This is a genomic window from Scytonema millei VB511283 (assembly GCF_000817735.3).
Classification (GTDB): domain Bacteria; phylum Cyanobacteriota; class Cyanobacteriia; order Cyanobacteriales; family Chroococcidiopsidaceae; genus Chroococcidiopsis; species Chroococcidiopsis millei_B.
The window spans coordinates 361,217-374,980 of the sequence record NZ_JTJC03000003.1; the positions used below are offsets into that span (position 1 = coordinate 361,217).

A 13,764-nucleotide genomic window follows, 5' to 3' on the forward strand; every position below is an offset into this window, starting at 1 on the left:
AATAGGATAATTTGTTTAAATCTAGTGTCTATGCTGAGTCTAGGCACTGTTTTTTTTACAAAATCAGATCGCTATGAGTGCATTTCGAGTTGGTGTAGCTGGTCCTGTCGGTTCGGGAAAAACAGCCTTGGTAGAGGCGCTGTGCAAGCATCTGCGTCAACAATACAATATTGCTGTAGTCACAAATGATATCTATACTCAAGAAGATGCTCAGTTTTTGGTACGCGCTCAAGCACTCTCGAGCGATCGCATTTTAGGTGTAGAGACTGGCGGTTGTCCGCATACGGCGATTCGTGAAGATGCTTCAATGAATATAGCCGCGATCGAGCAGTTAGAACAAAAATTTCTCAATCTGGACTTAGTATTTCTGGAAAGTGGCGGTGACAATCTTGCAGCTACTTTTAGTCCAGAACTCGTAGATTTGACGATTTACGTAATTGATGTCGCCGCAGGCGATAAAATTCCCCGCAAAGGTGGACCAGGTATAACCAAATCAGATTTGTTGGTAATTAATAAAACCGATCTCGCGCCTTATGTAGGGGCTGATTTAAGTGTGATGGAACGGGATGCCAAGAAAATGCGCGGCGATAAACCGTTTATTTTTACAAATTTAAAAACTCAGGCTGGATTAACAGATGCGATCGCATTTATCGAGAGTTATATCTAAACATAAACGTTAGGGGCGCAAATCTAGCGTTTTCCGTGTAGGTGTCATATATGCGTAGGGGCGCACAGCCGTGCGCCCCTACAAGTTTATTCAATGTTGCAAATCTTATACCAGTTTCAGATCTGCATATTCTGCTAGAACATCATCAGAACTGAGGGTGTCACCTTCAGCTTGAGGTGTCCATAACACTTCAATCGCCAAGAGTTTATCGCTAGGAATACTACCAAATTGACGTAGAGCTTGACGCAGATCGTCAGTACTATTGATTGCTGGTATTTGTAACTTACCTAAAGTCGCTGCAATCAGAGTAACGACGATGTATTCACCAGGATCTTTCACAGCTAAATCGCTACTACCACCGTCACCCGCTGGTAATTCTGCTTTAGGCGTTGCAGCCTTGAGCTGATTATTGACGTTGGAAAGAGTTTCTTCGCTAAACTTGCTACGTTCTGCCAAGGATAAACGGTTAAATTCAGCCTCTGCACCCGTTAAGCGAGATTGCTGAGTATTACCACCAGCATAGACCCAATATTCGGGGTGGCGTAACAGAGCTAAAGAAGCTTCTTGCAATACTTGGACTCTGCCTTCAGGAGAGTTAGTATCGGCGAGTTCGGCAATTCGGTTGAGTTCAGCCTGTAAGCCTCTTGCTTCAGCCAACAAACCGACTTGTACGCGAGTGACACTGACAGTAGGATTGCTGTCGTATTCTAATTCCTCTACGCTACCACCACTGCTAGCACGTCGGAAGGCTTGTAGCATAAAGTTGGCGATCGCAAAAAAGATCAGGATCGTAAACAAGCCACCAAAGCCGCCGCCGATGCCAAAGAAAGGAAACAAGAAAGGAAAGCCAAATCCGCCACCAGGATAGGGTGCGTAGTAGCCGCCACCACCAGGAGCGTAGGTTCTAGGAGTAGAGTAGCCACGGCTAGGCGCTCTAAAAGAGCCACCACCAATTCGACCACCACTAGCTGCTAATGCATTGTCTGCCTGACCGAACGCTAAAGTAGCGATTAGACCGAATACGAACAAAGATTTTATCAACGGTTTCATGACTGAAAGCAGTTTATTACGCATATCTCACTGCCCGAAAAACAATATTGACTTTGGTTTATTTCCTTTAGGGTAATACGATTTGCCCTTAGTAATAACTCCAAATGATTTGCAGTTGCTTATAGCGTTTAATTCTGACACCGTGCTAGCTATTTGCTTTGCACCAACTACATTTACTAATTTATCGCTTCTAACCCAGCCCTAACCTGTCACTGAGGTAGGATTCCCGTACCTAACGAGGGAGCAGGGAGTAGGGAGCGCACGAGCAGGGGGAAGAGAGCAGGGGGGAGCTGGGGGAGCAATTCTAGCCGCTAGCCACTAGTCACTAGTCACTGATAACTGTCACTGTCCTCGAAACTCGTTCCACAGGGCTACCCAGTCATCGTAGTTAGGTACGGTTTCCCAGAAGTGGATTTGGCTGTAGTAATTTTCGATGTCTTCTAAATGGGAGTCGCGGCGCTGTTCGGCGGTGAGTAGTGGTAAAACTTGCTGGGAAACAGCCCAGTAGCCAGTAACCTCTGTCATGGGTTTCTGAGCTGCTCCCGTCAGCATATAATTCATCCAAGCATGGGCGATTTCTTTGTTAGGAGAGCCTTTGAGTAGCATCCAAGAATCGCTCCATCCAGTTGTCCCTTCTTGAGGAATAGTCGCTCCTACAGGAAAGTTGGCGCGTTTTAGTTCTTCAATTGCTACGGGCCAACCCCACGCTAGAGCAATTTCTTTGTTTAAAAAGAGTTGGGCTAATTCTCCTTGGCTGTTCCAGAATTTTCTCACCTGCGGGCGCAAGCGAAAAAGATCGGGTTTAATTTCTGTTGCCAACTGGTCTTTGCTAATGTCGTAGATCTTAGAGCTACCTTTCCACAACGCCACATCAGCATTGAAGATGGGGTAGTCAGGTAGAGAAACTTTACCTTGATATTCTGGCTGATAGAGGACATCCCAGCTTTTCGGTTCAGATTTGACGATAGATTTGTCGTAAATCAAAAAATCTGGTCCCCATGCAATCGAAACACCGTAGGCTTGACCGTCAAAGGTGTTATACGTTGGTTGCTGAAAAATTGGGAATAAATCTTTGTAGTTGGGAACTAGACTTAAATCGATCGCCTCTACTAAATTGGCATCATACAAGCGTTTGGTTAAGTCTCCCGAAGCCGTGACGAGATCGTATGTCTTGCCTTTACTAGCTTTAATCTTGGCATACATCTCATCAGAGGAGCCTGCATAAGTTGGGATGACTTTACAACCATATTTCTGCTCGAATGGTTTGGCAAAAGAGGGATCCATATATCCCTCCCAGCCAATTATTCGTAAAGTGCAGCTTTTGGCTTGGGCGATTTCAGGAAAGGACAGACACGCTACCAGTACGAAACAAATGCTAACGATACTTGCTATGAGTCGCTTCATCATAACTGTCTTTGATTCTGAGTGAGTCACGCGATCGCATTCCACCACAAAATTCAGCGATCGGATTTGTAATACGATAAGCTCCACATTCAGTTAAGGTATTAGTTTTTTCGATTTTCTTATCATCTGAATGGGAATCGCGATCGCCAAAAAACTCATACCGTACATCAGAAGCTAAGCTAGACTTATCCCTCATAGTAAGCTGCGATGAAATTCACGCGATCGCGAATCGGATTCTTATCAAGTCTCTTTCTGGCTTTTGGTTGGGGTGCTACCATACCAGCAGCTACAGCAGCCGAGACAGTGACTTTTCGCTTAGGCTCGTTCGAGCAGAAAATCGAAATGAAGGATTTAGAGCGTTTTGCTAAGAAGGGAAAGTTATCGGGTAGCTTGCAACTCTACGCGCCTTGGCTGACGGATGATGTGAGAGATACGTTGAATCGCCGTTTAGATCTCGATCCGAAAAAATTCGACCGTTCGATGAAACGCTGGCAAAGTTCTGCTAATGGGAAACAACTGCTAGCAGCTTTAGGATTAGCTTTTCCTGACATGACAGTAGAACAATTACATGCTGCCGTTTCTCTTGCCTCGCGAGAATATGATGGCATGAATATTATCGGTCTATTGCGTTCTTATCCCGAAGAAAACATTACCGTGGATTTAAGCCAAGTTGCCGAATTGGATTTATCCAATTTACGATCGCCCGCTTCATCAGATGAGGTAGATTCAGAAAACCGCAGATGAAACAAATCAATCGCTTTACGAAATCGCGAAATCTGGCTTTGCGTTTATTTATAATTCTTTTACTAACCGCGATCGCAATTTGGGTGTTGCGCGGCTTGGGAATTGTCACGTTTCTCCCTGGTGGGATCATTTGGATTCTACTGCTAGCTGCGATCGCGGCGGGTGTTTTCAGCCGTTTTCAACGCAGGTGGGTTCGCTTCTAGTCTCTAATTGCACGTAAAATATAAACTTTGCTAATCAACCTTAAGGGCGACGGCACGGAATTTAGAGGTTGGTATTCTCCTAGATGAAAGAGCGTGAAAAATCTGTTCTAGGAGAACAAAATGACAGCTACAGGAGAGCAAACTCAACCAGCAGTTGCAACGGCTGAGCGTACTGTTTCGGCAATTTTCAAAGAAAAGGAACAAGTCGATAATGTCATTCGCCGTTTGCTAGATCGGGGTGTTTCCCGCGATGACATTTCTGTAATCGGGAAAAACTTCCACTCTGAAACTAAAATTGCTGGCTTTCTGACGAAGAAAGATGTAATTTTAGGCGGTTTGAAACAAGGTGCTATTTTTGGTTCCCTTTTCGGTTCGGCTCTCGGTTTGCTGACGGGAGTAGGAGTGTTATTTGTACCTTTTGTTGGTACGCTGGTAGCAGCAGGTCCCATTGGTGCGGCTTTGTTAGGTGCTGCGACTGGTGCGATCGCGGGTAGTGCTGGTGCAGGTTTAGCTTCTGCTTTGGCGACTCTAGGAATGCCGGAAGATAAAGCAACAATTTACCAAACTCGCATCGAAGCGGGTGACTTTATGGTAGGTGTTGAGGTTCCAGCAAACAAATCTGGTGAAATTCAGCTATTACTTGAAAGCGCCCCACTCGCGGCGCTGCATCGCGTTACTGATTCAGAGAAACTTGTATCATGGAAAGTACCCTGGCAGCTAAAACCGAATTCTCAATAGTGCTTTTCAACCTGCTTGAAAGCGTGGTTCTGGGCTTTTATGGTTACTACATTGGTGAAGTGACACGAGACACTATCCCGTTCGGAAGATTATCTAATAAAACCAGCCCAGGTCAGGGATTGCATCATTAGTTGCTTCTAGAGTTGATGTTGGCTCTAGGCTCCTTTGTTCTGCCTGTAAATCTCCATAACTGACAGATTTCAAGCATTTTTGATGTTTTTAGCCTTTCCAAGTGAAGCAATAAGTTTCTCGGAAGTGCTGGTGGTGAAGAAGTACATATTAATGAAACGCCTCTACCGCGCTTTGGAAAAGGACAAATTGAAGATCCCAGCCATTTGTCTCCCGAAATCCGTTCTCATCTATCGGAAGACGCACAAAGACTGTTTATTGCTAACTACAACAGCGAACTCGCCCAATCTGGCGATGAATCTAAGGCCGAACATCACGCATGGGATATCGTGCGCGAACAGTTCGAGCAAGATGAAAACGGCATTTGGTCTACATCAAAAATGACCGTATAATTTGTGTTTACATGTTGTAGGGGCGCACAGCCGTGCGCCCCTACAACATACATAATTTAATTCTGGAAATGCCGGAAGAACAACCATGCAAAAACACATATGTAGTGTCTGTGGTTACATTTACGATCCAGAAGCAGGAGATCCAGAAGCGGGAATAGAACCAGGTACGCAATTTGAGGATATACCGGATGATTGGGTGTGTCCGGTTTGTGCGGCTGCAAAAGAGTTGTTTGAACCAGAAAACTAGACTGGACTTCCTTTTTCTCCAGCCATTAATAATCCAATTGTTTCTATCGTCGCGTTTTCCCGCTCTAAAACATCGCTAAATTCGCCCCGATATATAACTGCAATCCGATCGCTTATTGCCAGAACTTCCTCTAATTCTGTAGAAATATAGAGAATAGCCGCACCGCGATCGCGTTGAGATAATAATTGTTGTTGTACTGCGGCTGTCGCCCCCACATCTAGCCCCCGCGTCGGTTGCATGGCGATAATTAATGATGGTTCTCGATCTAATTCTCGTGCTAAGACAACTTTCTGCTGATTTCCACCTGATAGCTGACTTATCTTCACATGACCATCAGAGGCGCGAATATCAAATTGCTGAATTTTAGTCTCGGCATTTTGCGCGATAACCTGTTTTTGTAGCAAGAAACGTCTCACAAAAGGTACATTAGTAAAAGCTTTCAAAATCAAATTATTTGCAATACTAAATCCCATTATTAAACCCATTGTTTGACGATCTTCAGGGATGTATCCTACTTTTAATTCTCGAACTCGCTTTTGAGAATTCCATAACGTCACGTCTCGTCCGTCTAACAGAATTTTTCCAGCTTTTACAGAACGCAAACCCGCGATCGCATCTGCTAATTCTCGCTGTCCGTTACCATCGACTCCAGCAACACCTAAAATTTCACCTGCATGGAGTTGAAACGAAATATTTCTCACCGCAGCAACACCGCGATCGTCTTCCACTTGTAAAGATTGTACGGATAATATTTTTTGTCCTAGAGAAGCAACTGATTTATGTAACTGTAAAACAACTTCTCGCCCTACCATTAATTCGGCTAATTGTTGCGGACTAGAATCTTTTGTCGTGGTATTTGCTACGACTTGACCTCGCCGTAATATAGTTACAGTGTCGCATAAACTTATGACTTCTTCCAGCTTGTGGCTGATAAATATAATTGTTTGTCCTGCTGCTGCTAGTTGCTGTAAAATTACAATTAAAGATTCAACTTCTGACGGTGTGAGTACGGCTGTCGGTTCATCTAAAATTAACAACCGGGCTTTACGGTACAAAGCTTTAAGAATTTCTACTCGCTGTTGTACTCCTACTGGTAAATCTCCTACTTTTGCTTTTGGATCGACTTCTAAATTATAAGCTTGAGATAATTCAGTAATTTCTTGTTGCTTATGTCGCAAATTTAAATTAAAGCGATCGCCTGTTCCCAAAATAATGTTTTCTGTGACTGTGAGTTGCGGTACAAGCATAAAATGTTGATGAATCATGCCAATACCAAATTGAATTGCCTCACTAGATGAATTAATTTGAACTGGTCGATCTTCTAAATAAATTTGTCCGACATCCGGTTGATAAAGTCCGCTGAGAATATTCATTAAAGTAGACTTACCCGCGCCATTTTCTCCTAAAAGCGCGTGAATCGTTCCAGATGCAACACTTAAATTAATATTGTCATTGGCAACAAAAGAACCAAAGCGTTTAGTAATTCCTTCCAGGCGTAAATAAGTCATGAGAATAAGTCGTAAGCCGTAAGTCGTAAGTCGTAAGTCAAAATACTAATGACAAATGACGTAGGGCGAAGCCCTTCCCGAAGGCTATGACAAATGACGAATTATGTTGATGCTGTCTTCACGCATCGCGTTTCTTTTCCACCTTCCTGACAACTTTCAAATGTAATTTTATTATCAATAATTGCTTGTCTAGTACTAAGTACTTGTTTTTGTAATGCTTCTGGAACCATTTGACCGAACTTACCTAAATTTAAAATATCTGGTCTTGCTAAACCAAGGGCATAAGTTTGACCTTTAATTTGACCATTTTTTGCTTGTTCGGCAAGAAAGGCGATCGCCAGATCGATCCGCTTTAAAGCACTCGTTAGAACTGCTTTGGGCGCAATATTTAATTGATCGGTTGTATTGCCAAAAGCGTAAATTCCTTTATCGCTAGCTGCTTGTAATACTGCGGGAGACGAATTATCCAACCATTGATAAATCACATCTGCACCTGATGAAATAATTGCTAAAGTTGCTTCTTTTGCCTTGGCAATATCATTCCAATCGCCTGTAAAACTAGAACTAATTTGTACGTTAGGTTTAACAGATTTTGCCCCTAACTCAAATCCGCGTAATTCTTGTAATGTCGCCTCAAAAGATTGTCCGGCTAAATAAGCTAATCTATTAGATTTTGTCATTGATGCCGCAATGATGCCGCACAAATAGCTAGCTTGTAAATGATCGATGCGTAATGCAGCTACATTTTCTGCATTTACCGAACCATTCACGGCGACAAAAAACGTTTTAGGAAATTGAGTCGCAACTTGTTCCACTGCTGCGTCAAATTGTCCCCCGTGGGCGAAGACGACATTAAAACCGCGACGGGCAAAGTCTGACAAAGCCTCAGCTTGATCTGGTTGCGCGACTTGTTCGACGTAAGCTGTTTCCGCCTCTAGTTTTTGTTTGGCGATGTTTACGCCTTCATAGCCTGCCTGATTCCAAGCTTTATCCGATCTTACTCCAGGCAGGGCGATCGCCACCTTAAATCCTTCACCACCCCCCGCAGCAGTGGGGTTATTACTCGTTTGGGTAGGATTAGAATTGCCACAAGCCTTAAGTAACAAACTTGTACCCAATGCAGCCGAACCGTAGAGTAAAAATTTACGCCGACTGAGTTCTAACATACAGCGATCCCTCTAATTTATGAGTACCAATTTAGTTACTTATACGTTTTTTTTATTAAAAATGGTATTTTATAATACTTTAAAATGGTTTCTCTACTCCCTACTCCCTGTCATAATTAACAAACCACAGCAGCACAAAAAAATGACTACAGCAAATACAGTACAACAATTACAGGCTGAGTGGGTGACGCAGGAAAAATTTCAGCGTTATGGGCAATTAATTCTTCCCAGTAACGATGGTAGAGCTTACGATTCAAACGATGCTCAGCTAAATTTGCAAAATGGTATACCGAGATTTTATATTATGCGGTTACAGCGACGAGGGCGAAAATTTCATACAATAACTCGTCACGTACAATGCACTCAGTGTTTGGGTTCTTTAGAAGGAAAAGATTGGTTAATTGCTGTTGTACCTCCTCATAATGATGTCGATACACCAGTAATAGAAGAGATAAAGGCTTTTCGGATTCCTGGAAATTGTTTTATTAAATTAGCAGTAGGAACTTGGCACGCTGGACCATATTTCGAGCATGAAGTGGTAGATTTCTATAATTTAGAATTAGCCGATACGAATCTAGTAGACCATTTCACCCATAATTTTATTCAGAGCGATCGCTTGGAGTTTGAGATTATTTAGCTGCTTATTTTATCTCTATTCCCGCTTGTACTTCCAAAGCTTTGATTGCTGCTGACGCATTCTCCTCGCCCCAACCGTGATTTACCGCAGCTTTAACTGTCTCGCGGGCAAGTGCGATCGCGGGAATGGGAGAATTATTATCTTGAGCGAGTTGCGCGATTAAATTAGCATCTTTTAACAACCACTTCAAGGCAAAACTCGTACTAAAATCTCTTTGAATTAACGTACTTCCCATTCCATCAAAAATGGGTGATTTAAAATCAGTTACGTGCAAAACATCGAGTACATCTTGAGGATTTAAACCCGCTTTTTTGGCTAAGATCATGGCTTCCCCAAGGGCTTCGATTTGGGAAATCACAACTGCATTACCAACTAATTTCATCGTCGCCCCCATGCCCGTTTCGCCCATATAATGAATGGTTTCACTTAATGGTTCGAGGATGGTTTTTACTTTTTCAAAAACTTCTTTCTTTCCGCCAACAACAATCCACAAACCACCAGCCGCAGATTCATTTTTACTACCGAAAACTGGTGCATCGATAAATTCTACCCCTTTCTCTGCATATGCAGTTGCTTCCCGCCGACTTGTATTTGGGTGAACGGTACTCATATCGATCGCAATTTGTCCCTGATGCACCCCAGAAAGAATACCATCTGCACCAAAAACCGTATCTGCGATCGCTGCTTCATTGCTCAAACAATACATGACGATCTCGGCGTTGGCTACTGCTTGTCCTGGCGTGTCGGCTTGACTCGCACCTTTTTCTACCAAGGGAGTGCAGCGTTCTGGTGTCCGATTCCAGACTGTTACTGAGTGTCCGGCTTGAAGGAGATTACCCACCATCCCGCTACCCATAATTCCTAAGCCAAGATATGCAATCTTCATCAAATTACCTAGTTTGCGATCGTCTAAGGGAAACTTAGCTCGTTTTCACGAGAGTTCTCGTCTACATATTGGAGGATAATTTTATTAGTAATTGGTTGACAGTTGACAGTAAACGCTGCGCTACACTCCGTGAAGACAGTTGACAGTCACTAATAACTGATAACTGATAACTGATAACTGATAACTGACGATATGTTAATACCACCGCTTAATACAGAGACAATCTGGGCGATTCTGAACGAAGAAATTGACGATAATACGGTGAACCATCTGGTTTGGTACTATCTAGGCTACCGTTACGATGAGACAAATAATGTTTGGGATACTACAAATGTAGCTCCAGAATGGCGTGACGAGTATCCGAATACGCCCCCAGATTTTATTGATAGTCGTCCGGCTAGCGTTAAGCTGACTCGTTCGATTCCGTCAGAAAACAAGCAATTATTAAAAGAACAATTGGGTTTTAAAGGTTACAAAATCGGGGAATTTGGACCGCGCCAAACTCGCCGTGCTACGGCGGCTAACTGGTTGTTGAGTTATATGCAATTGCAGAAATCTTGAATTACAATTTAAAAAATTGCGTGTACGATGCTGGTAGGGGCGCACAGCTGTGCGCCCCTACTGATTATGCATGTTAATTAATTCTCTAGCGATCGCGACGCGATTGATATTGCCTAAGATACCATTGCCTTAATTCTTTGTAACTGTTGACAGCTAACCCCAAAAGAATCAGCGCTACGATACCTCCTAATTGTGGTGCTGTCAAAGCTAAATAAACGAGGAAAATACATAAGCTATCTTGCAGAAAAGATACCCAAAGAGGAAAACGATTCCAACGATAAAACCAACCAGCTTGGATCAGCTGTAAGAGTAAAGCAACAAAACCACCAACTAAACCAATCAAAATTTTTGATAGATCTTGAGTTGGTGCGATCGCTAATATTGCTCCGATAATTGGGCAAAGTGGTAAATATGCGATTTGCAGCAAACGCTGACCGAGCAAATTTTTTGAGGCGATTAACTCAATTAAACAACAACTTATTAGAATACCTAACACGACTGGCGGATAAATGTTAGATAGAATGGGAACGTTGTACCAAAAATTTTCTCCCTGCAACAATCCTAGAACCAGCAAAGGCAAAGTAATTCTAATTCCCGCCGCCGCCGAAATCGAAAGCGCCGCTAAAATTTCTACTATCGCAGTGTCTAAACTCAATTAGTTTTTAGTGGGGAGTCGGGAGTCGGGAGTCGGGGAGAAGAGAGCAGGCGTTGCTGGGGGAGCTGAGGGAGAAAACAGAACTCATCACTAGCCACCAGCCACCAGCCACTAACCAATTACCAACTACCATTTACCATTAAATCCCTAATCTTTGATATACCTCTTCTAAATGTTGCAAATGGTGTTGGGGATCGAAACAAGCTTCAATTTCTTCAGGTGAAAGTGTTTGGGCGATCCGAGGCTCTTTTGTCACCAAATCGTGAAAATTCCCTCCTGGTGTGTTCCAAGCTTGATGGGCGCAAGATTGAACGATCGCATAAGCTTCTTCTCGGCTCATGCCTTTTTCAATTAAAGTTAATAGCACTCGCTGACTGAAGACAACACCCCCGTAAACATTCATGTTTCGCGCCATGTTTTCGGGATATACCAACAGATTTTGCACCAAATCGGTTGTCTCCTTCAACATAAAATGCGTCAAAATGCAAGCGTCTGGTAGCATGACTCGTTCGACGGAACTATGGGAAATATCGCGTTCGTGCCATAAAGCGACGTTTTCTAAAGCTGCTACAGCCGCAGCGCGTACCATCCGTGCCATTCCCGTGAGGCGTTCGGAACGGATCGGGTTGCGCTTGTGAGGCATGGCGGAGGAACCTTTTTGCCCCTTGGAGAAATATTCTTCTACCTCAAGTACATCCGTACGTTGGAGGTTGCGAATTTCAACGGCAAAGCGTTCGATGGAGGCAGTTAAAAGGGCTAGATGATTGACAAAGTTGGCGTGGCGATCGCGAGAAATGACTTGAGTTGAGGCTGTATCTGGCTTGAGTCCGAGTTTGGCACAGGCGATCGCTTCTACGCGCGGTTCGATGTTGGCATAAGTTCCGACCGCACCGGAAATCTTACCCACAGCGATTTCTTCTCGCATCTTGGTGAGGCGTTCTTGGTGGCGCAAGACTTCGGCTAACCAACCAGCTAGCTTAAAACCAAATGTAATTGGTTCGGCGTGAATTCCGTGCGATCGCCCAATTGCTACCGTGTGACGATGCTGCTGTGCTTGTTTGCGGATGGCAGCGATGACATCTGCTAACCGTACCAAAATCAAATCTAGACTAGCGACGAGTTGTAGCGCCAATGCTGTATCGAGGACATCCGAACTTGTCATGCCTAAGTGGATGTAGCGCCCTGCATCGCCTACATATTCATTTACGTTTGTCAAGAATGCGATGACATCGTGGCGAACTTCTGCTTCAATTTCTAAGATTCGCTGGGGGTCAAAATTTGCCTTGGCTTTGATTTCTGCTACTGCTGCTGCTGGGGTATATCCCAGTTCTGCCTGTGCCTCGCACACTGCAATTTCTACTTGCAGCCACGTTTTAAATTTATATGTCTCCGTCCAGATTTCGCCCATTTCGGGCAGAGTATAACGCTCGATCACGACCGCCACAGAATCCAACTGTCATATTTTACCAGGAAGGGAGCAGGGAGCAGTTATCAGGGAGCAGGGAGCAGGGAGCAGGAAGCAGTGAAAAGAGAGCAGTGAATCCTGACCAGTAAATCCTGACCAGTTAACAAGCCACTACACTCCACACCCCACACCCCACACCCCACACCCCACACCCCACACCCCACACCCTATTTACTACTAGCCACTCCCGACTCCCGACTCCCGACTCCCGACTCCCCGAAGGATCGCATGTTTTACCCGTTCACAACCGTACCGCCGTTGGGATGAATGACTTGACCTGCAATATAGGAAGAATCATCTGAGGCAAGAAATACGTAGCTGGGGGCAATTTCCTCTGGCTGTCCGGGTCTTTTCATCGGGACTTGCTTACCGAAATTGGCAACTTTATCCTCTGGGAAAGTTGAAGGAATGAGAGGAGTCCAAACGGGACCAGGGGCAACAGCATTGACGCGAATGCCTTTTTCAATCAAGCTCTTGGATAGCGATCGCGTGAAGGCAACGATCGCGCCTTTGGTGGAAGAGTAATCTAACAGTGTTGGATTGCCTTGATATGCAGTGACAGAAGTTGTATTGACGATCGCGCTACCTTCTTTTAGGTGGGGCATTGCTGCTTTTGTCAAGAAAAACATGCCAAAAATATTGGTGCGGAAGGTACGTTCCAATTGTTCGGCGCTAATCTGCTCGATACTTTCTTGAGGATGTTGTTCGGCGGCGTTGTTTACTAAGATATCTAGCTTGCCAAATTCATCAACTGTTTGTTGTACGGCTTGCTTACAGAAGTTTTCATCGCCAATATCGCCAGCGATCGCCACCGCCTTTTTACCTTGTTCTTCTACGAGACGCTTTGTTTCTTTCGCATCGTCGTGTTCGTTTAAGTAAAGGATTGCCACATCTGCGCCTTCTTTAGCATAAGCAATGGCTACTGCTCGTCCGATGCCGCTATCACCGCCAGTAATTAGCGCTACTTTACCCTGCAACTTCCCGCTGCCACGATATTTAGAGTCATCGGCTTTGGGTTGAGGAGTCATTTCAGACTCTTTTCCTGGTCTTTGTTCTTGCTGTTGAGGAGGTTGTAACGGTTGTTCTTCTGGCATAAACTTTCCCTTAATTTTGTCATTTGTAATGTTTTCACTCCGCTTAAATTTAGCTAATTGTTCGAGTGCGGTTATTCAGTCTGAAGGTGGAAACAGATACAGAACGCGATCGCTCTTTTGGTGTATGAATATTTGTGTCTGCAATACTCAATTGTTGAGAATTATTGATTGCTCCTTAGGACATATATTGCAAAAAATGTGGTTGTAGTACGATCGCA

17 protein-coding genes and 1 pseudogene are annotated in these 13,764 nt (G+C 44.0%); 8 read left to right on the forward strand and 10 right to left on the reverse strand.

All coding sequences use genetic code 11. From position 1 onward, the window contains the following. Positions 1-73: 73 nt before the first annotated feature. Positions 74-667 (forward strand): urease accessory protein UreG, encoded by a 594-nt coding sequence (gene ureG, locus QH73_RS13375; RefSeq protein WP_039713384.1) that lies wholly within the window; start codon positions 74-76, stop codon positions 665-667. 105 nt (positions 668-772) lie between these two features. On the opposite strand, the gene QH73_RS13380 is transcribed toward ureG, so the two are convergent. The 3 genes from QH73_RS13380 to QH73_RS13390 form a co-directional block, all read right to left on the reverse strand. Beyond that, positions 773-1,741 carry a DUF1517 domain-containing protein gene (locus QH73_RS13380; RefSeq protein ID WP_039713383.1) on the reverse strand — a complete coding sequence of 323 codons (969 nt, stop codon included), beginning with the start codon at positions 1,739-1,741 and terminating at the stop codon, positions 773-775. Between the two features lie 318 nt (positions 1,742-2,059). Continuing rightward, a complete protein-coding gene (locus tag QH73_RS13385) occupies positions 2,060-3,001 on the reverse strand; it encodes an ABC transporter substrate-binding protein (protein WP_201278134.1) in 942 nt (313 codons plus the stop codon). A gap of 91 nt (positions 3,002-3,092) precedes the next feature. After that, the gene (locus QH73_RS13390) at positions 3,093-3,317 is read right to left on the reverse strand and encodes a hypothetical protein (protein WP_132867025.1); all 225 of its coding nucleotides are present in this window, start codon (positions 3,315-3,317) and stop codon (positions 3,093-3,095) included. 11 nt (positions 3,318-3,328) lie between these two features. Here QH73_RS13390 and QH73_RS13395 point away from each other — a divergent pair, with 11 nt between their 5' ends. The 5 genes and pseudogenes from QH73_RS13395 to rd all read left to right on the forward strand — a co-directional run bounded on the left by QH73_RS13395 (position 3,329) and on the right by rd (position 5,574). Beyond that, positions 3,329-3,865 (forward strand): alpha/beta hydrolase, encoded by a 537-nt coding sequence (locus QH73_RS13395; RefSeq protein ID WP_039713382.1) that lies wholly within the window; start codon positions 3,329-3,331, stop codon positions 3,863-3,865. Beyond that, positions 3,862-4,068 (forward strand): hypothetical protein, encoded by a 207-nt coding sequence (locus QH73_RS13400; protein WP_039713381.1) that lies wholly within the window; start codon positions 3,862-3,864, stop codon positions 4,066-4,068. Before QH73_RS13395 ends, QH73_RS13400 begins: the two co-directional genes overlap by 4 nt. 120 nt (positions 4,069-4,188) lie before the next feature. Beyond that, positions 4,189-4,737 (forward strand): annotated as a pseudogene (locus QH73_RS13405) (general stress protein); the annotation flags it as partial. A 404-nt stretch (positions 4,738-5,141) separates the two neighbouring features. After that, on the forward strand, positions 5,142-5,327 hold the full coding sequence (locus QH73_RS13410) for a ChaB family protein (protein WP_052289743.1): 186 nt from the start codon (positions 5,142-5,144) through the stop codon (positions 5,325-5,327). Positions 5,328-5,412: 85 nt separating this feature from the next. Further along, positions 5,413-5,574, forward strand: coding sequence for a rubredoxin (gene rd, locus QH73_RS13415; protein ID WP_039713380.1), 162 nt, complete (start codon positions 5,413-5,415; stop codon positions 5,572-5,574). Here rd and QH73_RS13420 read toward each other — a convergent pair. After that, positions 5,571-7,082, reverse strand: a complete 1,512-nt coding sequence (locus tag QH73_RS13420) for an ABC transporter ATP-binding protein (protein ID WP_039713379.1) — start codon at positions 7,080-7,082, stop codon at positions 5,571-5,573. The two genes, rd and QH73_RS13420, sit on opposite strands and share 4 nt — an antisense overlap. A gap of 101 nt (positions 7,083-7,183) precedes the next feature. Continuing rightward, entirely contained in the window at positions 7,184-8,248 is a 1,065-nt protein-coding gene (locus tag QH73_RS13425) for a BMP family protein (RefSeq protein WP_039713378.1), read from the reverse strand. A gap of 142 nt (positions 8,249-8,390) precedes the next feature. Here QH73_RS13425 and QH73_RS13430 point away from each other — a divergent pair, with 142 nt between their 5' ends. Then, positions 8,391-8,885 carry an ureidoglycolate lyase gene (locus tag QH73_RS13430; protein WP_052289907.1) on the forward strand — a complete coding sequence of 165 codons (495 nt, stop codon included), beginning with the start codon at positions 8,391-8,393 and terminating at the stop codon, positions 8,883-8,885. A gap of 4 nt (positions 8,886-8,889) precedes the next feature. On the opposite strand, the gene QH73_RS13435 is transcribed toward QH73_RS13430, so the two are convergent. Then, positions 8,890-9,771, reverse strand: coding sequence for an NAD(P)-dependent oxidoreductase (locus tag QH73_RS13435; protein ID WP_039713377.1), 882 nt, complete (start codon positions 9,769-9,771; stop codon positions 8,890-8,892). Positions 9,772-9,963: 192 nt separating this feature from the next. On the opposite strand from QH73_RS13435, the gene QH73_RS13440 reads away from it, so the two are divergent. Next, positions 9,964-10,332, forward strand: coding sequence for a DUF1823 family protein (locus tag QH73_RS13440; protein ID WP_039713376.1), 369 nt, complete (start codon positions 9,964-9,966; stop codon positions 10,330-10,332). An 85-nt stretch (positions 10,333-10,417) separates the two neighbouring features. On the opposite strand, the gene QH73_RS13445 is transcribed toward QH73_RS13440, so the two are convergent. The 4 genes from QH73_RS13445 to QH73_RS13455 all read right to left on the reverse strand — a co-directional run bounded on the left by QH73_RS13445 (position 10,418) and on the right by QH73_RS13455 (position 13,546). Beyond that, positions 10,418-10,987: a DUF4126 domain-containing protein gene (locus QH73_RS13445; RefSeq protein ID WP_201278135.1), complete on the reverse strand. Its 570-nt coding sequence runs from the start codon at positions 10,985-10,987 to the stop codon at positions 10,418-10,420. Between the two features lie 7 nt (positions 10,988-10,994). Further along, on the reverse strand, positions 10,995-11,120 hold the full coding sequence (locus QH73_RS28800) for a hypothetical protein (RefSeq protein WP_286194105.1): 126 nt from the start codon (positions 11,118-11,120) through the stop codon (positions 10,995-10,997). Positions 11,121-11,126: 6 nt separating this feature from the next. Then, positions 11,127-12,422 (reverse strand): adenylosuccinate lyase, encoded by a 1,296-nt coding sequence (gene purB, locus QH73_RS13450; protein ID WP_039714483.1) that lies wholly within the window; start codon positions 12,420-12,422, stop codon positions 11,127-11,129. 263 nt (positions 12,423-12,685) lie between these two features. Then, entirely contained in the window at positions 12,686-13,546 is an 861-nt protein-coding gene (locus QH73_RS13455; protein WP_039713375.1) for an SDR family oxidoreductase, read from the reverse strand. Positions 13,547-13,764: the final 218 nt, after the last annotated feature.